The organism is Streptomyces sp. CNZ301 (assembly GCF_004217425.1).
In genome coordinates this window covers 505,362-526,136 of the sequence record NZ_SHLG01000002.1, presented here as the reverse complement: position 1 = coordinate 526,136, position 20,775 = coordinate 505,362, and the positions used below count along the sequence as shown (strand labels likewise).

13 protein-coding genes and 2 pseudogenes are annotated in these 20,775 nt (G+C 70.2%); 14 read left to right on the top strand and 1 reads right to left on the bottom strand.

Annotated features, from left to right (window positions below):
• The first annotated feature begins 2 nt into the window (after positions 1–2).
• The 4 genes and pseudogenes from EV375_RS26510 (at position 3) to EV375_RS26495 (ending at position 6,790) form a co-directional block, all read left to right on the top strand.
• Positions 3–4,670 carry an RHS repeat domain-containing protein gene (locus EV375_RS26510; protein ID WP_130302458.1) on the top strand — a complete coding sequence of 1,556 codons (4,668 nt, stop codon included), beginning with the start codon at positions 3–5 and terminating at the stop codon, positions 4,668–4,670.
• On the top strand, positions 4,667–5,011 hold the full coding sequence (locus tag EV375_RS26505; protein ID WP_130302457.1) for a DUF6086 family protein: 345 nt from the start codon (positions 4,667–4,669) through the stop codon (positions 5,009–5,011). Before EV375_RS26510 ends, EV375_RS26505 begins: the two co-directional genes overlap by 4 nt.
• A gap of 233 nt (positions 5,012–5,244) precedes the next feature.
• Positions 5,245–6,030: pseudogene (locus EV375_RS26500) on the top strand (RHS repeat-associated core domain-containing protein); the annotation flags it as partial.
• Positions 6,031–6,364: 334 nt separating this feature from the next.
• Positions 6,365–6,790 carry a hypothetical protein gene (locus EV375_RS26495; RefSeq protein ID WP_130302455.1) on the top strand — a complete coding sequence of 142 codons (426 nt, stop codon included), beginning with the start codon at positions 6,365–6,367 and terminating at the stop codon, positions 6,788–6,790.
• A gap of 84 nt (positions 6,791–6,874) precedes the next feature.
• On the opposite strand, the pseudogene EV375_RS29995 reads toward EV375_RS26495, so the two are convergent.
• A pseudogene (locus EV375_RS29995) lies at positions 6,875–7,191 on the bottom strand (helix-turn-helix domain-containing protein); the annotation flags it as partial.
• 634 nt (positions 7,192–7,825) lie between these two features.
• Here EV375_RS29995 and EV375_RS26485 point away from each other — a divergent pair.
• From EV375_RS26485 to EV375_RS26440, 10 genes are all read left to right on the top strand, one after another.
• Positions 7,826–10,249 carry a PQQ-dependent sugar dehydrogenase gene (locus EV375_RS26485; protein WP_130302897.1) on the top strand — a complete coding sequence of 808 codons (2,424 nt, stop codon included), beginning with the start codon at positions 7,826–7,828 and terminating at the stop codon, positions 10,247–10,249.
• A 14-nt stretch (positions 10,250–10,263) separates the two neighbouring features.
• Positions 10,264–11,721 carry a ThuA domain-containing protein gene (locus tag EV375_RS26480; RefSeq protein ID WP_130302454.1) on the top strand — a complete coding sequence of 486 codons (1,458 nt, stop codon included), beginning with the start codon at positions 10,264–10,266 and terminating at the stop codon, positions 11,719–11,721.
• A gap of 568 nt (positions 11,722–12,289) precedes the next feature.
• Positions 12,290–13,471 (top strand): inositol-3-phosphate synthase, encoded by a 1,182-nt coding sequence (locus tag EV375_RS26475; protein ID WP_130302453.1) that lies wholly within the window; start codon positions 12,290–12,292, stop codon positions 13,469–13,471.
• Positions 13,468–14,496 (top strand): SCO3242 family prenyltransferase, encoded by a 1,029-nt coding sequence (locus EV375_RS26470; RefSeq protein ID WP_207228475.1) that lies wholly within the window; start codon positions 13,468–13,470, stop codon positions 14,494–14,496. The genes EV375_RS26475 and EV375_RS26470 overlap by 4 nt, the downstream gene beginning before the upstream one ends.
• Positions 14,493–15,473 carry a sugar phosphate isomerase/epimerase family protein gene (locus EV375_RS26465; RefSeq protein WP_130302451.1) on the top strand — a complete coding sequence of 327 codons (981 nt, stop codon included), beginning with the start codon at positions 14,493–14,495 and terminating at the stop codon, positions 15,471–15,473. The genes EV375_RS26470 and EV375_RS26465 overlap by 4 nt, the downstream gene beginning before the upstream one ends.
• A complete protein-coding gene (locus EV375_RS26460; RefSeq protein ID WP_207228473.1) occupies positions 15,467–16,222 on the top strand; it encodes an EboA domain-containing protein in 756 nt (251 codons plus the stop codon). Before EV375_RS26465 ends, EV375_RS26460 begins: the two co-directional genes overlap by 7 nt.
• The gene (locus tag EV375_RS26455) at positions 16,222–17,076 is read left to right on the top strand and encodes a TatD family hydrolase (RefSeq protein ID WP_130302450.1); all 855 of its coding nucleotides are present in this window, start codon (positions 16,222–16,224) and stop codon (positions 17,074–17,076) included. Before EV375_RS26460 ends, EV375_RS26455 begins: the two co-directional genes overlap by 1 nt.
• Before the next feature lie 13 nt (positions 17,077–17,089).
• Positions 17,090–18,268, top strand: coding sequence for a metabolite traffic protein EboE (eboE, locus tag EV375_RS26450; protein ID WP_130302449.1), 1,179 nt, complete (start codon positions 17,090–17,092; stop codon positions 18,266–18,268).
• Positions 18,265–19,710 carry an alkaline phosphatase family protein gene (locus tag EV375_RS26445; RefSeq protein WP_130302448.1) on the top strand — a complete coding sequence of 482 codons (1,446 nt, stop codon included), beginning with the start codon at positions 18,265–18,267 and terminating at the stop codon, positions 19,708–19,710. Before eboE ends, EV375_RS26445 begins: the two co-directional genes overlap by 4 nt.
• Positions 19,707–20,747: a sugar phosphate isomerase/epimerase family protein gene (locus tag EV375_RS26440; protein ID WP_130302447.1), complete on the top strand. Its 1,041-nt coding sequence runs from the start codon at positions 19,707–19,709 to the stop codon at positions 20,745–20,747. The genes EV375_RS26445 and EV375_RS26440 overlap by 4 nt, the downstream gene beginning before the upstream one ends.
• Positions 20,748–20,775: the final 28 nt, after the last annotated feature.

The window sequence follows — 20,775 nt, the reverse complement described above, 5'->3', positions numbered from 1 at the left end:
CTGTGGGTCTGGGGGACGCGTTCGAAGCGGTCGGCGACGGAGTCGAGTGGGCCGGCGGCAAGGCCGCCGACGGCCTTGAGAGCGTGGGGCTGGAAGGCGCGGCCGAGGGCGTACGGGACGCCGGCGAGTGGACGGCGGACAAGCTCGGTGCCGACGTCGCCGAGCGGCAGCTGGGGGAGACGGAGGACCCGAAGGAGATCATCCACGGCGACGTGGAGAAGCTGACCGACCGGGCCGAGCATCTGCGGGACTTCTACAAGGCGTTCGACAAGCTCGGCACCGGCCTCAAGCGCCTGGACGTGCACGGCTGGGAAGGCGAGGCCGGGGAGGCGTTCCGCTCCGAGTTCCAGCCGCAGCCGAAGTTCTGGCTGCAGGCAGCCGACGCGTGCGAGGCCGCCGCGAAGCAGATGGTCCAGTACGCGTCCACCGTGCAGTGGGCTCAGGGCGAGGCCAAGGAGGCCATCGCCCTGTACAAGAAATCGAAGGCCGCCTCCGACAAGGCAGTTGACGACTACAACGCCAAGGCCGACGAGTGGAACCGCAAGAACGACTCCGGTCAGGACGCCGGCCCGAAGCCGCCGCCGTTCCAGGACCCGGGCAAGGCCGGACTGGACCGGGCCCAGCACATGGTCGGCGAGGCCAGGCATCAGCGCGACGATGCCGCGCGCCGCGCGAAGGACGCCATGAAGGGGCTCGTCGAGCAGGCCCCGAAGCTGCCCGGCGCCTGGGACATGGCCAAGCTGGCCTTCAAATCCATGTCCGAGGGCATGGCGCTCAACAGCGTGCACTTGGTCGGTGGGGCGCTGAAGGGCCTGGGCGAGACGGTCGGCCTGGTACGGATGCTCAACCCCCAGGATCCGTACAACCTGACCCACCCCGGCCAGTACATGCAGAACGTCAACGGCGTCGCCACCGGCCTGGCCTCCACCGTCGCCCACCCCGAACGCCTCGTCGGCATCGTCAAGAACCAGAACTGGAGCGACCCCGCCGAGGCCATCGGGAAAGTCGCCGTCGACCTCATCGGCGGCAAGGGCGCCGGCGGCGCCGCCAAGGGAGGCCTCAAGGGCGCCCTGAAGGCCGGCGGCAAGGAAGCCGCCGAGCAGGGCGCGAAGCAGGCCGCCCGCAAGTCGGTCAAGGAGCGCATCAGCGACCTCGCGCGGGACCTGAAGTGCAAGGTGCTGCGCAACGAGCCCGTGGACATGGCCACCGGGCGGATGGTCCTGCCGCAGACCGACGTCAGCCTGCCGGGCACCTTCCCGTTCGCCTTCAACCGCACCTTCGAGTCCGCCTACCGCAACGGCGGCTGGTTCGGGCCGGCTTGGGCCTCCACCATCGACGAGCGCCTGGAGGCCGACGCCGAAGGTGTCGTGCACGTCGCCGCCGACGGCAGCGTGCGCGCCTATCCGCATCCGGCGCCGGACCTGCCCGTCACTCCGGTCAAGGGAGTGCCGTGGACGCTGGAGCGTCACCCGGACGGCTCGTACATCCTCCACGACCCGGTCGAGCGGATCACCCGCACCTTCGAAGCGCCCGCCGGTGTGGAACCGGGCGGGGACGGCATCGCCAGGCTCGCTTCCGTCTCCGACGCGCAGGGCAACTGGATCTCCGTCGAGTGGGACCTGGGACAGCCGCACTCCATGACCCACTCCGGCGGCTACGAGCTGCTGTTCACCTGCGACGCGGGACGCATCACGGCGCTGTCGCTGAGCACCCCCGAGGGGCCGGTGCGGCTGCGTTCCTACGCCTACGGCGAGCGCGGCTTCCTCACCTCCGTGGCCGACTCCGAGGACCGTGCCACCCGCTACGAGGTGGACGAACGCGGCCGCATCGTCAAGTGGACCGACAGCAACGACAGTTCGTTCTCGTACGTCTACGACGACGAGGACCGCTGCATCCACCACGAGGGCGAAGCCGGACACCTCAAGTCCCGCTTCGAGTACGGCCTGGACAGCAGCGAACCCGGATGCACCACGACCCGGGTCACCGACTCCCTCGGCCACACCTCCCTGTTCACCGTCGACGCCCAGCTGCGGATCGTCGCCGAGACCGACCGCGCCGGCCGCACCACCCGCACGACGTACGACGACGAGCACCGGCCGCTGACGGTGACGGATCCGCTCGGCGCGACGGTGGCCTACCGCTATGACGACGTGGGCCGCCTGTTTGAAGTTGAACGACCGGATGGCACCACAGCCTCCGTGGCATACGACGAGCAGGGCAACCTCGTCGAACTACGTGACCCGGACGGCGCCGTCACCCAACGCTCCTACGACGAGGCCGGCCGACTTGTCGGCACCGTCCGTCCGGACGGCACCACCACCGCCCTGGCGTACGACAGTCATGGCCGCTTGGCCTCGGTCACGGATCCGCTCGGCCAAGTCACGTGGGTGGAGTGCAACTCTGCGGGTCTGCCGAGGAGGGTGGTCGACCCTCTCGGAGCCGCAACCGTCTACCGTCGTGATGCGTTCGGCCGGCCTGTTGCCGTGACTGATGCGCTGGGTAACACCACGGAACTGACTTGGACGACTGGAGGGAAGCTAGCTCGCCGCACACGTCCGTGCGGCGCAACGGAAAGCTGGGAGTGGGACGGTGAAGGCAACCTTCTCCTGTACACCGACCAGGTCGGCAGCGTCACGAAGTACGAGTACACACACTTCGACCTCCTGGCAGCCCGCACCGAGCCTGACGGCTCCCGGCACGTCTTCACTTACGACACCGAACTGCGGTTGCGACGGGTCACCAACCCCCAAGGCCTGACCTGGGAATATGAGTACGACCCCACCGGTCTGGTTGTCGGCGAAGCCGACTTTGACGGCCGCTCCCTGCACTACTGGCACGATGACGCAGGCCGTCTGAGCATGCGGTCCAACATGCTGGGGCAGTCCGTCAGGTACAAGCGTGACGAGCTAGGTCGCATTACGAGCAAGAATGTCGACGGCGACGAGACCGCGTACACCTATGACCCGGCCGGGCGCCTGCTCTCCGCCGCCACATCGGAATCGGAACTGGTTCTCCAGCGCGACCGAATGGGGCGTCTCCGCACGGAGATGTACGAGGGCCGGGTCCTCAATTTCGACCGCGATGAGCTCGGACGCACCATTCGCCGCACTACACCGGCCGGGACCGTCACGGCCTACGCGTACGACCCGGCAGGCAACAGAGTGGGCATCGACCTGGAAGGGCACACACTCGCCTCTGCCTTCGACGCCGCGGGCCGTGAGGTCGAACGCCGCCTGGACGATGCAGTGACCTGGGCGAACTCTTGGGACACGACTGGGCGTCTCATCGGCCAGATTGTGACGTCCGACTCGGTCGTCGATGGCTCTGGTCTAGGAACTGTGCAGCAGCGCAACTACGAGTACCGCGCCGACGGCCACCTTGCCAGCCTCACCGACTACCTCAACGGCGCCCGTCGCTTCCGCCTCGACCGCCTCGGGCGTATCACTCAGGTGACCGGAGAGAATTGGACTGAGACCTACACTTACGACGTCGCTGGCAACATCACGCACGCGACTTGGCCTCATGCACACAGCGAGGAAGCCGCTGGCGCTCGAGAGTACGCCGGCATGCGCCTGGCCAGGGCCGGGCGCTGGACATACGTCCACGACGAAGCCGGTCGGGTCATCGAGCGTCGAAAGGCCCGCCTCTCCCGCAAACCTGATGTGTGGCGCTACGTCTGGGACGCCGAGGACCGGCTGACCTCGTGTACTACGCCCGACGGCACCATCTGGACCTATCGCTACGACCCCTTGGGTCGCCGCAGTGCCAAACAGAGGCTTGACACCAACGGCCGAGTGGTCGAGGAGACTGTGTTCACCTGGGACGGAAACCAGCTTCTTGAGCAGGCCACGGCCGTGGGGGCGACGCGGTCGGTAGCGCTTACCTGGGAGTACAACGGACTTACCCCACTCGCCCAAGCGGAGCGGGCTTACGACCCTGACACCCAACAAGCCGTCGACACGCGTTTCTTCGCGATCGTCACCGACCTTGTCGGTACGCCCAAGGAACTCGTCTCCGCGCGAGGCGAGCTGGCATGGCGCACACGCAGCACCCTATGGGGCACCACAGCAGTTGCTCATGGCGCCACCGCTCACACGCCGCTGCGCCACCCCGGCCAGTACGCCGACCCGGAGACTGGACTCAACTACAACCTGAACCGCCACTACGACCCAGCAACTGCCCGTTACATGAGCGCTGATCCAATCGGGCTCGGACCGGCACCGAATCCGATGGCCTGGGTCCAGAATCCGCTTGCCTGGGCAGATCCGTTGGGGCTCGCTAAGTGCGACCCGGCCGACGGGATGACCAACAGGGAGAGGCCGCCCGTCGACGGTGACACAAACTACGTAGTTGACGATCCCAACGACTGGTCGAAAACGGTCACGGACATCGACCGGGTGGAGGGGGACACTCTGTGGGAGGAGAAGCAGGCTACCGGTCAGGACCCGCGTATCAACACGGAACGATGGGTCGAGAAGCACGTATTCAAGAAGCTTGACTCATATGTGGAGGCCCGGGCACACCTGGAAGGGTGGCAGAATGCCAAACTCGGCATGGACTTCACCACCCCCGGGGCGACCCCAGAGTTCAAGGCAGCTGTGGAGCAGGCAATCGGGCAGTGGAAGGCGAATAACCCCGGCACGGAAGTTCGAGTAAGGTGGGCTTCGTGAGCTGCTACGTGACTATTTCCGGAAAAGATGTGTGGAATCCTGCCAATCAGGTGGGCAAGATTTTCGTGGGGCAGGTCGAGCTCGTCTCGCAGGTCCTGGGAGTGGAGTCAGGCGTCGAACCCATCATTGAAGACGAGTGTCACATCGACGCTGCGAAATTCTCTGAGTTCACGTCTTCGCTTTCGAGTGCTGTGCGAAGGACGAACAACTTCGCATTCCGTGAAATGCTCCAAGGTGTTCTTGAGGTATGCGCGATCCTCGTCTCCAGAGCTGGCGGCTCGGTTTCGCCTCCCGTGGAAGTCCCCGATGCTTTGCCTCGGTCGATGCCTGGCTTTGGATGATCCTCGTGACTAGCGTGTGTGTGACCAGGATGCCCGCCCCCTCAGTGATGACGCGCAGGCTCTCTGTGGTCGCCCTCTGGGCATCGTCGAGGAAAGCCCAGTAGCGCCAGTGAGTTGCCGATACTGCAGAGCCCTTAAGGTCCCGACGACTTGTCGAGGCGGCTGAAGAAGCGGCGAGGAGCACTGGCGAGCGACTTGGGTGCCCCTGGGTGGGGTGTCGCCCTGGACGGGGCCACGCCGGTTCGGACGCGCGGGGTGAGCGCAGCTACAGCGGTACGAAGCTGCTGACGGCGGGGTCGATCCGCTACGAGTACGACGAGGCGGGGCGTGCGGTGCTGCGGCAGAAGTCGCGGCTGTCGAAGAAGCCGGACACCTGGCGCTATTCGTGGGACGGCGAGGACCGTCTGACGTCGGTGACGACGCCGGACGGCACGCGGTGGCGGTACCTGTACGACCCGCTGGGCCGGCGTATCGCCAAGCAGCGGCTCGGCGGCGGCGACGGTCACGGTGACGGCGAGCAGGTGCTGGAGCAGGTCGACTTCACCTGGGACGGCACCACACTGGTCGAGCAGACGAGCACCGCTCCGAACCTGCCCGATCCCGTCACCCTCACCTGGGACCACGACGGTCTGCGGCCGTTGACGCAGACCGAGCGCATCACGAACGAGACGACCCAGGCCGAGATCGACTCGCGGTTCTTCGCGATCGCCACGGACCTGGTGGGTGCCCCGTCCGAGCTCCTCGACGAGAGCGGCGGCATCGCCTGGCGCACGCGCAGCACCCTGTGGGGCACGACGACGTGGAACGCGGACGCCACGGCCTACACACCGCTGCGTTTCCCCGGCCAGTACGCCGACCCGGAGACGGGCCTGCACTACAACTTCCACCGCCACTACGACCCCACCACGGCCCGCTACCTCTCCCAGGACCCCCTGGGCCTCGACCCGGCCCCCAACCCGGTCACGTACGTGCACAACCCGCACACGTGGGCGGACCCGCTGGGGCTGGCGGGGTGCAAAGAACAGGTGGCGCACTTCGACAATTTGAATGACGCACGGGCGGCTGCCCGTGCGCGCGCTGGTCTAGGTGATGACGCAGTTCCGTTCGTTCAAGAGATTGGCCCGCACAAAGGCCGGGTGACGGGCATGCAAAGCCCGGACGGCATGAGGGGATGGAGAATTGATCTTGACCCAAAGGATCCCGACAAGGGGTTCCACGTAAACTGGTGGGTCAAGAACGGCCCAAAGCGGAGCGATGGATGGGAGTATGGGGCGAATGTGATTCGTTCATCTGACCCTTCCGATGCTTACTATGCAGCGCTCGAGCATTTCCCTCATACATAGGATTTTGGCTGTGTCATACACGGAGCATCCCCACATCCAGGAATGGATGGCCAGTCATGAAAGTTACGTGGTGGAAAGTCACTATTCGGTGGCCTTCCACCGGTACTTGGACTCACTTCCCTGGCTCCCCAGCAAGATCGACTGGTCAGAATTGCGACATGTATTCGTCTCCCTGGAGGGGGGTGATGACGTGGACTTGAAGGCGATAGCGGAGACACCAATCGGCCGCCATCGATACACAATGGTCAGCTATAAGGCGGCAGACGCGGCAATTCTGTGCCGGACGGAGGATGCGTTTCGGGATGCCGACGTCTTGTACATGCGGGCGCCGGGGCCACGCTATATGTGTGGCGCGCAGTTGATCGACGACTCACCCGTGTTGAGTGTTGAAGCTTTCGCAGAGTATGACCTTCCAGGATTCACCGTGAGCTTGTGAATGGTTGATTCGCTTCAGGGACTTGCTGCGTCTCTGAGGTGTGGGTCTTCGCTCCCATGAAGACCTGTGGCTGCATAGTTCCACCTGCCGGAACCAGCTCGCCAGGCCCGGCTGCCGGGAGAGGTGCCGGGCTGCGCCCCGCAGGGTTCCGAACGCGTCCAGCACCTCTTCGGTGCGTTCCACGAACTCCGGCTGCGGAAAGCGCCGGCCCTGCTCGACCGAGGCGACGGTCGGCTGTGAATAGCGCACCAGAGGCGGAACTCCTCCTGACAGAGCCTCGCCCGCTTGCGGAACGGCTTCAGTACTTCGCCGAAGGCCTTGGGGCTGTCCGAAGTCTCCGGTCGGCACAGCTGTTCGCGGAGTCGTGCCCTTCGTCGGCGGACGTGTCCCCGGCCATGCAGTCCGCCATCCGGCCGCCCTCGCGAGTTCCGCGCCGCGTGCTGCGCACTCTGAACTCACGCGTGGTCACGGAACGTCACTCCGGCTGCCCACCGCCGGCGCCCGTACACGGCTCGCAGGCTCGCGAGCACGAGCCGGCGACCTGGTTCAGGGGATGCGAGGGGCCACGCGGTCCCGGCGTCCCATCTCGCCGCAGGTCTCAACGGGGCGTCACTGCCCGCCCGTTCACGCCCCCTCACACTTTGTCCACATCGTGGATGAAGCCAACTTATCCGTTGCCAAAGGGGTTTCCGAATGGGACGAAGATGGCTACCGTCCTGTGGTGCAACGGACATGAGCCGCGTTCCCCCTCGTAGTTCGTACGGCTCCCGCACCTTCCCGTAAGCCCCCGACTCCGACGCATCACCGAACACCACGGTCCTGCCCGGACAACCACCACTGCGGCGCGACGGCGCGCGCCTGTGCCAGCTCAAGCGGTCAACGACACCCACGTCACCAACCGTTCTCCCTCTCAGGAGGAGTCGCGTGCACAGGATCACCCGTTTCCCATTCCTGCCCTCCGGACCTGACAGACACCCACGACAGCGTCACTCGCCGCCCCGCACCCGGCGGAGGCGCGGCGTGTTCCGCTCCCGCATCGCCCTTCTCGTCTCCGGCGTCCTGGTCGCCGGCGGCCTCACACTCGGCGCCGCACCGGCCTCGGCGGCACCGCCCCACGGTGCGGACGCCAAGCCCGAGGCCGCCGACTTCCAACAGGTCACTCTCGCCAAGGGAGTTGCCGAGACCGGCGAGCCCATGACCTTCACGGTGCTGCCGGACCGGTCCGTGCTGCACACCTCGCGCGACGGCACGCTGCGCCTCACCGACGCGGGTGGTTCCACGAAGGTGGCCGGGCAGATCCCCGTCTACAGCCACGACGAGGAAGGGCTCCAAGGCATCGGCGCCGACCCGGACTTCGCCGACAACCGCTTCGTCTACCTCTACTACGCGCCGCCCCTGAACACCCCCGAGGGCGACGCTCCCGAGACGGGCAACCCGGACGACTTCAAGCCCTTCGACGGCGTCAACCGGCTCTCCCGCTACGTGCTGTCCGAGGACGGCACCCTCGACATGGACAGCGAGAAGACGATCCTCGAAGTACCCGCCAGCCGTGGCCTGTGCTGCCACGTCGGCGGCGACATCGCCTTCGACAACGACGGCAACCTGCTGCTGTCCACCGGCGACGACACCAACCCGTTCCAGTCCGACGGCTACACACCGATCGACGAACGGGCCGACCGCAACCCGGCGTTCGACGCCCAGCGCAGCTCCGGCAACACCAACGACCTGCGCGGCAAGATCCTCCGCATCAAGGTGAAGGACGACGGCTCCTACGACATCCCGGACGGCAACCTCTTCGAGCCGGGCACCGAGAAGACGCGCCCCGAGATCTTCGCGATGGGCTTCCGCAACCCGTTCCGCATGAGCGTCGACAAGCCCACGGGCATCGTCTACGTCGGCGACTACGGTCCCGACGCCGGCACTGCCGACCCGGCCCGTGGTCCCGCAGGGCAGGTGGAGTTCGCGCGCGTCACCGAGGCGGGGAACTACGGCTGGCCGTACTGCACCGGCGACAACGATGCCTTCACCGACTACGACTTCGGCAGCGGCGAGTCCGGCGAGAAGTTCGACTGCGACGCCCCGAAGAACGACTCGCCCAACAACACCGGCCTCACCGAGCTGCCGCCCGCGCAGGCGGCCTGGATCCCCTACGACGGCGCGTCCGTGCCGGAGTTCGGCGACGGTTCCGAGTCGCCCATGGGCGGCCCCGTCTACCGCTACGACAAGAACCTCGACTCGGATGTGAAGTTCCCGAAGGAGTACGACGGGGACTTCTTCGCCGGCGAGTTCGGGCGGCAGTGGCTCAAGCGGATCGAGCAGCAGAAGGACGGCACCGTCACCTCCATCAACGACTTCCCCTGGGCCGGGACGCAGGTGATGGACATGGAGTTCGGCCCGGACGGAGCGCTGTACGTGCTCGACTACGGCACCGGCTTCTTCAACGGCGACGAGAACTCGGCGGTGTACCGCATCGAGAACGCCACCGACGGCCACAGTCCCGTCGCGGAGGCCACGTCGGACAGGACCAGCGGACAGGCGCCGCTGGAAGTCGCCTTCTCCTCCGAGGGCAGCAGCGACGCCGACGGGGACGAGCTCAGCTTCAGCTGGGACTTCGGTGACGGCGGCACTTCCGACGAGGCGGACCCGACGCACACCTACACCGAGAACGGCACGTACTCCGCGACGGTGACCGCCACCGACCCCGGCGGCCGCACCGGAAGCGCGAGCGTCATCGTCACCGTGGGGAACACCGCGCCGACCGTGGAGCTGCAACTGCCCGCCGACGGGCAGCCGTTCGGCTTCGGTGACGAGGTGCCCTTCAAGGTCGAGGTGACCGACCCGGAGGACGGCGAGATCGACTGCTCCAAGGTCGAGGTCAGTTACGTGCTCGGCCACGACAGCCACGGCCATCCGATCACCTCGGCCAAGGGCTGCTCCGGCACCATCAAGACCAGCGCGGACGGCGAACACGACCCGAACGCCGACATCTTCGGGGTCTTCGACGCGAAGTACACCGACGGCGGAGGCGGCGGCCAGGACCCGCTGACCGGTCACGACCAGAGCATCCTCCAGCCCGAGCACCGGCAGGCCGAGCACTTCACCTCCTCGGCCGACGGCGTCACCGTCGCCGACGCGGAAGGCGCCGAAGGCGGACGTGCGGTGACCGGAGTGGAGAACGGCCAGTGGATCGCCTTCGACCCGTATGTCACCGAGCACGTCACGGAGTTGTCCGCCCGCGTCAAGGGCGGCGGCAGCGCGGGCGGCGCCGTCGAGGTGCGGGCGGGAGCGCCGGACGGCACCCTGCTCGGCACGGCAGAGGCCGGCACCGGAGACGGCTGGCGGGATGTGACCACCGCCGTCGAGAACGCACCGCAGGGCACCGGGAAGCTCTTCCTGGTCTTCAAGGGCGGCGCGGGCGACCTGTTCGACCTGGACAGCTTCAAGGTCACCACCGGTTGAGAGGAGGAGAGCAGATGAAACGAACACGAACACGCAGATCACACCGAACGTGCGGAACAGGCGGAACACGCGGAACACGCGGAACACGCGGAACACGCGGAACACGCACCGCTCGTGCCGCCGTCACCGCGGCCTCGGCGCTGCTGCTGGCCGCGTCGGCAGCGGTGCCGGTGCAGGCTGCGGCGCCGCAGAAGCCGCCGCGCGACGGCGAATCCGTGCTGGTCTTCTCCCGCACGGCCGGCTTCCGCCACGACTCCATACCCGACGGGATCGAGGCGCTGCGGAACCTTGGTGAACAGCACGGCTTCACGGTCGACGCCACGGAGGACGCGCGCGTCTTCACCCCGGGACGCCTCGCCGCCTATGACGCGGTGGTCTTTCTCTCGACGACGGGCGACGTACTCGACAAGTCACAACAGGCCGCGTTCGAGGGCTACATCGCGGACGGAGGAGGTTACGTCGGCGTGCACGCCGCGGCCGACACGGAGTACGACTGGCCGTGGTACGGGGGGCTCGTGGGCGCCTGGTTCGACTCGCACCCGCAGATCCAGCCCGCCACGGTCGACGTCGAGGACAGGGCAAACCCCGCCACCGCCCATCTGGGCACGGCCTGGGAGCGCACCGACGAGTGGTACAACTACCGCTCCAACCCGCGTGAGGACGTCCACGTCCTCGCGGCCCTTGACGAGGGCTCGTACACGGGCGGCAACATGGGCGGCGACCACCCCATCGCCTGGTGCCACGAGTACGGCGGCGGCCGGGCCTTCTACACCGGCGGCGGGCACACCAAGGAGTCCTTCGCGGACGACGCCTTCCGCACGCATCTGCTCGGCGGCGTGCGGTGGGCGACCGGCGCCGCGCAGGCCGACTGCCGTCCGGAGAACGGCTACAGGGCCGTCTACGACAGCGGCACCGGGCTGGGCGAGTGGAAGCAGGCCGGGCCCGGACACTTCGAGGAGAGCGGAGACGGAACGCTCAACACCGTCGGCGGAATGGGCCTGTTGTGGCACGGGACGGAGCTGAAGGGCAGCTATTCCCTGAAGTTCGACTGGAAGATGGCCGGGGACGACAACTCCGGTGTCTTCGTGGGCTTCCCGGCCTCCGACGACCCGTGGTCCGCGGTCGACAAGGGTTACGAGATCCAGATCGACGCGACGGACGTGCCGGAGAAGACGACCGGTTCGGTCTACGGATTCCAGTCGGCCGACCTGGAGGCCCGTGACGCGGCGCTCAACCCGCCGGGGGAGTGGAACACCTACGAGATCCGCGTCGAGGGCGAACGACTCCAGGTCTGGCTCAACGGCACCCGCATCAACGACTTCACCAACACCGACCCCGCCCGCAGCCTCACCGACGGCCACATCGGCCTGCAGAACCACGGTGACGACGACGAAGTGGCCTTCCGCGACATCAGGCTGCGCCAACTGGAACCCGCGGCGGGCGGCACGAGCCGGCAGGGAGGACGGCACTGAGCCGGGGGCCCGGCCGCGCCCAGCCGCCCGGCGGCGGGCGGGGCCGCGCCCGAAGGTGACCCCGACGTGAACCGCCGTCCGGCACACGCCGGATGACGGACCGCAGCCGGCGGTCCGTCAACACGGTGTCCGCCGGTCCGAGGGGGGCCGCGGGCACCGGCAGGCGGCGGGCGAGGAGAACGCCGACTCCTCCCCGCCGCCCCAGCCGTGAGCGGTGCGGCACCCGGCCCGGGAGCCGCACCGGGCACATCACCGAACCGCACCGAACCGAACCGAACCGGAACGGCACCGGTACGGCACCGGTACGGCACCGGTACGGCACCGGTACGGCACCGGTACGGCACCGGTACGGCACCGGCAACGGGCCCGAGCTCAGCCCGGCCGGGTCCGGTGACGGTTCCCGCCCGTGCGGCGTCACGGTCCCGGCCGTGCAGTTCCGGTGCAACTCCGGGGCCGCGCGGCCCTGTTCGGCACCCCCTCACCACGACACACCCGCGCGACACCCGCACCACCCGCGACACCGCGAGACCCGGTCCACCCGTACACCCCCTCACAGCGGAGGCAGGCCGTGACCGAAGACAACCCGACCCAGCCCGACGTCACCCCGGACGGCGCCCGCACCGGCGTGTGGCTCATCGGAGCACGCGGCTCCGTCGCCACGACCGCCGTCGCGGGCTGCGCCGCTCTCGCCTCCGGAATGCACCCGCCCACAGGCATGGTCACCGAGACCGCAGCCTTCGCCGGAAGCGGCCTGCCCCCGCTGGGGCGGCTGGTCTTCGGCGGCCACGACACCACGTCGTGCCCGCTGCCCAAGCGCGCCGAACAGCTCGTCGCGGGCGGGGTCCTCCCGCACGGCCTCCCCGCGGCCGTGCACGACGGGCTCGCCGCAGCCGACGCCTGCATACGTCCCGGCGGTCCCCCCACCGGCGGTCCCCTCAGGCCCTCCGGCGCCGAGGGGGAGGACCCGCGCGGCGAGGACGAACTGATCGAAGCCTTCGCCGCCGACATCACGGCCTTCACCCGCGAGAACGCCCTCGCCCGCACGGTCGTCGTCAACGTGGCCTCCACGGAAGGCAGTTCCGGCAGCGACGACCCCGCGCTGCCGCCCAGCTCCCGCTACGCGGCCGCCGCGCTCCGCGCCGGCTGCCCGTATGTGAACTTCACGCCGTCCACGGGCCTGCACCATCCACGGCTGCGGGGGGAAGCCCGCCGCCGCGGGCTGCCGCACGCGGGCCGCGACGGCAAGACCGGTCAGACGCTGCTGCGTTCCGTGCTCGCGCCGATGTTCGCGCAGCGCGCGCTGCCGGTGCGCGCGTGGTCGGGCACCAACCTCCTCGGCGGGGGCGACGGCGCCGCCCTGGCCGATCCCGGTGCCGCCGCCGCGAAGAACGCCGGCAAGGAGCGCGTTCTCGCCGACAATCTGGGCGGACTTCCGGAGGGGCAGCTGCACATCGACGACGTCCCGGCGCTGGGGGACTGGAAGACGGCGTGGGACCACGTCGCCTTCGACGGCTTCCTCGGCTCCCGCATGATCCTCCAGACCGTCTGGCAGGGCTGCGACTCGGCGCTCGCGGCACCCCTCGTCCTCGACCTCGCGCGCATTGTGGCGCGCGCCCACGAGGCCGGCGTCGAGGGAGCGGTGGACGGGCTCGGGTTCTACTTCAAGGACCCCGACAGCGGCCCGGCCGATCTGCCGGGTCAGTGGCACGAACTGCTTGCCCTGGCCGGCCGGTTGCGGGCGGCCGCGTGAGCGGCGGGCGCGGGACGCCTGGACACGGGACGCGTGGACGCACGACGGGCGGAGGCGCGACGGGCCGAGCGGCGCCGCCCGGGCGCGGTGGCTCCGCCGCTGCCGCCTGGGCCGAACTGCTGCGCGTATCGGCCCTGTTCACGGTTCCCGGCGACGCGATCGCGGGCGCCGCGGCAGCCGGACACCGGCCGAACCGCGGTACGGTCCTGGCGGCCGGCTCGTCGCTGTTCCTGTACGAGGCCGGCATGGCTCTCAACGACTACTCGGACCGGCACATCGACGCGGTCGAACGCCCCGGGCGCCCGCTCCCGTCCGGACGCATCACCCCCGCACGGGCACTGGCGGCCGGGGTGGCGCTGACGGCCGCGGGACTGGGCCTGGCCGCCGCGGCGGGCCGCGGAGCACTGCTCACGGCCACCGCGCTCGCCGGCACGGTCTGGGCCTACGACCTGCGGCTCAAGCACACGCCGTTCGGTCCGGCCGCGATGTCGGCCGCCCGCGGACTCGACCTCGTCATGGGCGCGGCGGCCACCGTGCCCACCAGTGCGACCATCACCGTGCCCACCACTGCGGCCAACGCCGCGCACCCCGGCACGCGAGGGCGCACGGGGGAGGTGCTGCGGGCCGCCGGACTGCTCGCGGCCCACACCTTCGCCGTGACCGCTCTCTCGCGCCGGGAGACGCTCGGCGCGTCACCGGCGGTGCCCCTCGCCGCGCTGGGCGCCGTCGGAGCGGTCGCCGCCGTCGCCGGCGGAGCCCTCGGGCCCGCGCGCGGCAGGACGACGGGCCGGGCCCGTGCCGTGATGGCCGCAGCCTATGCGGTCACCGCCGCCCGCCCCCTCGCCCATGCGGTCCTCAACCCCTCGCCGCCGCTGCTTCAGCGCGCCGTCGGAGGCGGGATACGCGCCACGATCCCGCTCCAGGCGGCGCTGGGCGCGCGTGCGGGGCGGCCCGGCGCGGCGGCCCTGGTGCTCGCCCTGCTGCCGTCGGCGGCGCGGGTCTCACGGAAGGTCAGCCCCACATGAGCGGGACCCCAGCCGGGACAGGAACCGGGACCGCCCGGCAGCAGCGAAGCTCCGGCCTGCGCTACGCGTACGGCACCAACGGCCTCGCCGATCTGAGGCTCGCGGACGCCCTCGCTCTCCTCGCGGACCTCGGCTACGACGGCGTGGGACTCACTCTCGACCACATGCATCTCGACCCGCTCGCACCGGACCTGGCTCGGCGGACGGCCGCCGTGGGCAGGACGCTGAGGCGGCACGGGCTGTCCGCGACCGTCGAGACCGGGGCCCGCTACGTGCTCGACCCGCGCCGCAAGCACCACCCCACCCTCCTGGACCCCGATCCCGAAGCGCGGGCCGCGCGCCTGGAGTTGCTGCTGAAGGCCGTACGTGTCGCCGCCGATCTCGGCGCGCACGCCCTGCACTTCTTCAGCGGCACACTGCCGGACGGCGTGGACGCGCACACCGGCTGGCCCCGCTTCGTGGACGGCGTCGGCGCGCTGCTCGCGGCAGCGCAGGCCGCGGGCGTGGCACTGGCGGTCGAGCCCGAACCGGGGCATCTGCTGGACGACTTGGCGGCATTCCACCGGCTGCGCTCCAGCCTCGGCGAGCCCGAAGGCCTCGGTGTGACCCTGGACGTCGGGCACTGCCTGTGCCTGGAGCCCGAGCCGCCGCACGAGTGCGTCCGGGCCGCGGCGCCCTGGCTGAGGCATGTGCAGATCGAGGACATGCGGCGGGGTGTCCACGAACATCTCCCGTTCGGTGAAGGCGAGTTGGACGTGCCGCCGGTCCTCGCCGCGCTGCGCGAGGCGCGCTACGGGGGGCTCGTCACCGTCGAACTGCCCCGCCACTCGCACGCCGGGCCCGACTGCGCCCGCGACGCCATCCGCTTCCTCCGGCAGGCCGAGGCCCGGGCGGCCCGCGGCGGCGGCCCGGCCGGCCCCGGGGGAGCGGCGGAACGGCCCCTGCCCGAGACGGAGAGAGGAGCCGCACCATGCTGAACGCCCGCATCCCTCACGACCCCCCTCCCCCCGCTCCACCCCGGCTTCCCGACGCGCACGAACACCCCACGCTCCAGGACATCCGGGAGCGGCTGGAGCACCAACTGGACGCCACCGGCCGCGCCTGGCTGGCAGAGGCGCTCGCCGACGCAGCCGAGGCACCGGCCGAGGCGGGGCGCGCACCCGGGAACGCCACCTGGGAGCTGCACTTCTCCTCCGCGGGACGCCACTGCGGACGCACCGCCGCAGGCGACGCCCGCGTCCTCCTCCTGCACGCGGCGGACGCCGGCACGGACACCCTCACCCGTCTGTACCGGCAGGGCACGGCCGCCGAACGCGCCGCCGTGCTGCGCGCGTTGCCCCTTCTGCCCGCGGGTGCCGCGCCGGAGGCGCTGCCGCTGGTCGAGGACGCGCTGCGCGCCAACGACACCACCCTCGTCGCCGCCGCCGTCGGCCCGTACGCGGCAGCACATCTCGACCCCCACGGCTGGCGGCACGCGGTGCTGAAGTGCCTGTTCACCTCGGTCCCCCTCGACGCGGTCGCCGGCCTGGCACGCCGAGCACGCGGCGACGCCGAACTGGCCCGGATGCTCAGCGACTTCGCCCATGAACGCACCGCCGCCGGCCGCCCCGTACCGGCGGACCTGCACCGCGCCCTCGCCCTGACGGGCCCGCCGGGCGACGGCCCGCCCGCCACCGCCGGAGCACCGGAGGACCCCGCCCCCGCGCACCCGCCCGAGGAGATCTGATGCGCATCTTCGACCCGCACATCCATATGACCTCGCGGACCACCGACGACTACACCGCCATGTACGAGGCGGGCGTGCGCGCCCTCGTCGAACCGTCCTTCTGGCTGGGCCAGCCCCGCACTTCGCCCCAGTCCTTCTACGACTACTTCGACTCCCTCCTGGGCTGGGAGCCCTTCCGGGCCGCCCAGCACGGCATCGCCCACCACTGCACCATCGCCCTCAACCCCAAGGAGGCCGGCGACCCCCGCTGCGTGCCCGTCCTCGACGAACTGCCCCGCTACCTCGTCAAGGACGGCGTCGTCGCCGTGGGCGAGATCGGCTACGACTCGATGACGTCCGCCGAGGACACCGCGCTGGCCGCACAGCTCCAACTCGCCGCCGACCACGGCCTGCCCGCCCTCGTGCACACCCCGCACCGCGACAAGGCCGCGGGACTGCGGCGCACGCTCGACGTGCTCGGCGAGTCCGCCCTGCCGCCGGAGCGTGTCGTGCTCGACCACCTGAACGAGGCGACGGTGGACGAAGCGGCCTCGTCCGGCTGCTGGTTGGGCTTCTCCATCTACCCCGACACCAAGATGGACGAGATCCGCATGGTGCGGCTGCTGCGACTGCACGGCACGGACCGCGTCCTGGTCAACTCCGCCGCCGACTGGGGCCGCAGCGACCCGCTCAAGACCCGCGCCGTGGGCGACGCCATGCTCGACGCCGGCTTCAGCGACGACGAGGTCGACAAGGTGCTGTGGCGCAACCCCGTCGCCTTCTACGGGCAGAGCGGCCGGCTCGACCTCGAGGCGGCCTCCGGCTCCGGACCGGCCACGCACGAAGGCAACTCCATTCTTCGCGGCGGGAATTGAGAGGCGGACTGCCATGCGCTTCAAACACCCCGACGGCTCGACCGTCCACCTCGCCTACTGCACCAACGTGCACGCCGCCGAGGATCTCGACGGCGTGATGGACCAGCTGCGCGAACACGCCGAACCCGTGCGCCGCCGCCTGCACCGCGACCGCCTCGGCATCGGCCTGTGGCTGGCCCGCGACGCCGTACGCAGACTCACCGCCGACCCCGCGGCCGTCAGAGCGCTGCGCGCCGAACTCGACCACCGCGGCCTCGAAGTCGTCACCCTCAACGGATTCCCCTACCAGGGGTTCGGCGCCGAACGGGTCAAGTACCGCGTCTACAGGCCCGACTGGACCGAACCCGAACGGCTGGAGCACACCACCGAACTGGCCCGGCTCCTGACTGCGTTGCTCCCCGAGGACGCCGACGCAGGCACCGTCTCGACCCTGCCGCTGGCCTGGCGCGAAGGGTTCACACCCGAGCGGCGCCGCGCTGCGCTCTCCGCCCTCGGCGTGCTCGCCGCACGCCTCGACGCGCTGGAGGAGACGACCGGACGCAGCATCCGCGTCGGCCTGGAACCCGAGCCGGGCTGCACCGTGGAGACCACGGCCGACGCGCTGGAGGTGCTCGCCGGCGCGGACGCCCCTCCCGCGCACCGCATCGGCGTGTGCGTCGACACCTGCCATCTGGCCACCCAGTTCGAGGACCCCGGCCGCGCGCTGGACGCCCTGAGCGCAGCGCACGTGCCCGTCGTGAAGAGCCAGCTCTCCGCCGCGCTCCACGCCGAACGCCCCGCGGTCGACGGGGCTCTGGCCGCCCTCGCGGCATTCGACGAACCCCGCTTCCTCCACCAGACGCGCGCCCTCACCCCCGCCGGGGTCCGCGGCACCGACGACCTCGGCGAGGCCCTGCGCGCCGGGGCCCTGCCCGGATCCGTCCCCTGGCGCTCGCACTTCCACGTACCGCTCCACGCGCCGCCGCAGCCGCCGCTGACCTCCACCCTCGGCGTGCTGGAGGCGGCGCTGGCCCGGCTCGTCGGCGGGGCCGCGCCGCTGACACACCACCTCGAGGTGGAGACCTACACCTGGCAGGCCCTCCCGCACGGTCTGCGGCCGCGCAGCCGCGCCCAGCTGGCCGACGGGATCGCGGCCGAACTCGACGTGGCCCGGGAGATGCTGACCGCCCTCGGCCTGAAGGAGCTGCCGTGAAAGAGCCCCGGCAAGGCCCGCCGTCCTCCTCCCGCCCCCGGGGGTCCTCACAGGCACCGACTCCGCTGCTCGTCCTGGACGTCGTCGGCCTGACCCCGCAACTCCTCGCCCACATGCCGCGGTTGAAGGCGATGGCCGGTGAAGGCAGCTACCGGCCGCTGGGCACGGTGCTGCCGGCCGTCACCTGCGCCGCGCAGTCCACGTTCCTCACGGGCCTCACCCCGCAGGAGCACGGAATCGTCGGCAACGGCTGGTACTTCCGCGAACTGGGCGAGGTGCTGCTGTGGCGCCAGCACAACGCCCTCGTCTCCGGGGAGAGACTGTGGGACGCCGCCCGCGCCCGGCACCCCGGCTACACCGTCGCCAACGTCTGCTGGTGGTACGCCATGGGAGCGGGCACCGACTGGACGGTCACCCCGCGCCCCGTCTACTACGCCGACGGACGCAAGGAACCCGACTGCTACACCCGGCCGCCGGAACTCCACGACGAACTCACCGGCGAACTCGGCACGTTCCCCCTCTTCCACTTCTGGGGCCCCGGCGCGGACCTCGTCTCCTCCCGCTGGATCACCGACGCGACCCGGTACCTGCTGCGCACCCGCCGGCCCGATCTCGCCCTGTGCTACGTCCCGCACCTCGACTACGACCTTCAGCGCTACGGTCCCGACGACCCCCGCTCCCACCGCGCCGCCGCCGAACTCGACGCCGTGCTCGCCCCGTTGCTGGACGACGCGGACGCCGAGGGACGCACCGTCGTCGCGCTCTCCGAGTACGGCATCACGCGCGTCGACCGCACCGTCGACATCAACCGTGCGCTGCGCCGCGCGGGCCTGCTCGAAGTGCACACCCAGGACGGCATGGAGTACCTGGACCCCACCACTTCGCGTGCCTTCGCCGTCGTCGACCATCAGCTCGCCCACATCTACGTCCGCGACCCCGCCGCCGACCTGGAGGCGGCCCGCGAGGTGGTCGAGTCCCTGGAGGGCGTCGCCGAACTCCTCGACGAGCGCGGCAAGAAGGCGCACCACCTGGACCATCCCCGCTCCGGTGAGCTCGTCGCCGTCGCGGAGCCCCGCGCCTGGTTCACCTACTACTACTGGCTCGACGACGCCCGCGCCCCCGACTTCGCCCGGCTGGTCGAGATCCACCGCAAGCCGGGCTACGACCCGGCCGAGCTGTTCATGGACCCGCTCGACCCGTACGTGCGAGTGCGCGCCGCGACCGCACTCGCCCGCAAGAAGACCGGCATGCGCTACCGCATGGCGGTCGTGCCCCTCGACCCCTCACCGGTGCGCGGCAGCCACGGCCGGCTTCCCGGACGCAGCGACGAAGGGCCCGTCTTCATCTGCTCACGCCCCGGCGTGGCGGAGGGTGCCGGTCCGCTGCCCGCCACCGACGTCAAGTCCCTGCTCGTCAACCTCGCTCTGGGAGAGCCCACATGAGACGTACGACGAACACCCCCGACCCCGAACTGTCCATGCGACTGCGCCGCCGCGGCTTCCTCGGTGTCGCCGCAGGCGCCGCCGCGGCCTCCCTGCTGGGCAGCGCCGCCGGCACGGCACACGCCGCCGACGGAACCGAGGCGGCGGCGCACGGCCGCTGCGGCCCGCTGGTGCCCAAGGGCCGACTGGGTATCCAGCTCTACACCCTGCGCGACAAGGTCGCCTCGCTCGGTTTCGCCGCCGTCTTCGAGGAACTGTCCCGCTACAGCTACGAACAGGTCGAGTTCGCCGGCTACAGCCAGGGGACCGGGGACATCTCCCTCGCCGAACTGCGCAAGCTGCTGCGGGAGTACGGGCTGCGCGGCATCGGCAGCCATGTCGGCTACTACTCCGGCAACCCGGACGACTACACCTTCGACACCCAGCTGGAGAAGGTCCTCGACGACGCCGCCGCGCTCGGTCTGCCCCATGTCGGCACCGCCGCCAGCCCGGACCGGTACGGCCGCACCGTCGACGCGTGGAAGCGCGCGGCGGAGGACTTCAACCGGTACGGGGCCGCCGCCCGCAAACGCGGACTGAAGTTCTACCAGCACAACCACCAGATGGAGTTCGGCTTCGCCGAGGACCGCCCCGACGTGCGCCTGTACGACGTGCTGCTCGCCGAGACCGACCCGGAGCTGGTGTACCTGGAGATGGACATCTACTGGGCGTACGCCGGCCAGTACCGCTTCAGCGTCCGCCCGGACGGCACCCCTGCGCCCTTCGAGCCCGTCGACTACGTCCTCGCGCAGCCGGAGCGCTACCCGCTCTTCCACGTCAAGGACGGCGAGCACGACGAGACGTCCGACGACGGCTACCGGATGGTGGACGTCGGCGACGGCGACATCGACTACCGGCGCTTCCTGACGAAGGTCGGCCGCACGCCCGGCGGGAAGAAGCACAACTGGCTGGTGGAGCACGACCAGCCGGAGGACTCCCTCAGGACGGCCCGCCGCTCGGCGTCCCATCTGCGCTCGCTGCGCGGCAGTTCACGCTGACACGTGCGACGGCGCCGGGCCGCTTCCC

Excerpts from the sequence above, each read along its gene's own strand:
- EV375_RS26460 (WP_207228473.1), top strand. The coding sequence starts at position 15,467 with ATGCTGAACGCCCGCATCCCTCACGACCCCCCTCCCCCCGCTCCACCC.
- EV375_RS26465 (WP_130302451.1), top strand. The coding sequence starts at position 14,493 with ATGAGCGGGACCCCAGCCGGGACAGGAACCGGGACCGCCCGGCAGCAG.
- EV375_RS26455 (WP_130302450.1), top strand. The coding sequence starts at position 16,222 with ATGCGCATCTTCGACCCGCACATCCATATGACCTCGCGGACCACCGAC.
- EV375_RS26440 (WP_130302447.1), top strand. The coding sequence starts at position 19,707 with ATGAGACGTACGACGAACACCCCCGACCCCGAACTGTCCATGCGACTG.
- EV375_RS26480 (WP_130302454.1), top strand. The coding sequence starts at position 10,264 with ATGAAACGAACACGAACACGCAGATCACACCGAACGTGCGGAACAGGC.
- eboE (WP_130302449.1), top strand. The coding sequence starts at position 17,090 with ATGCGCTTCAAACACCCCGACGGCTCGACCGTCCACCTCGCCTACTGC.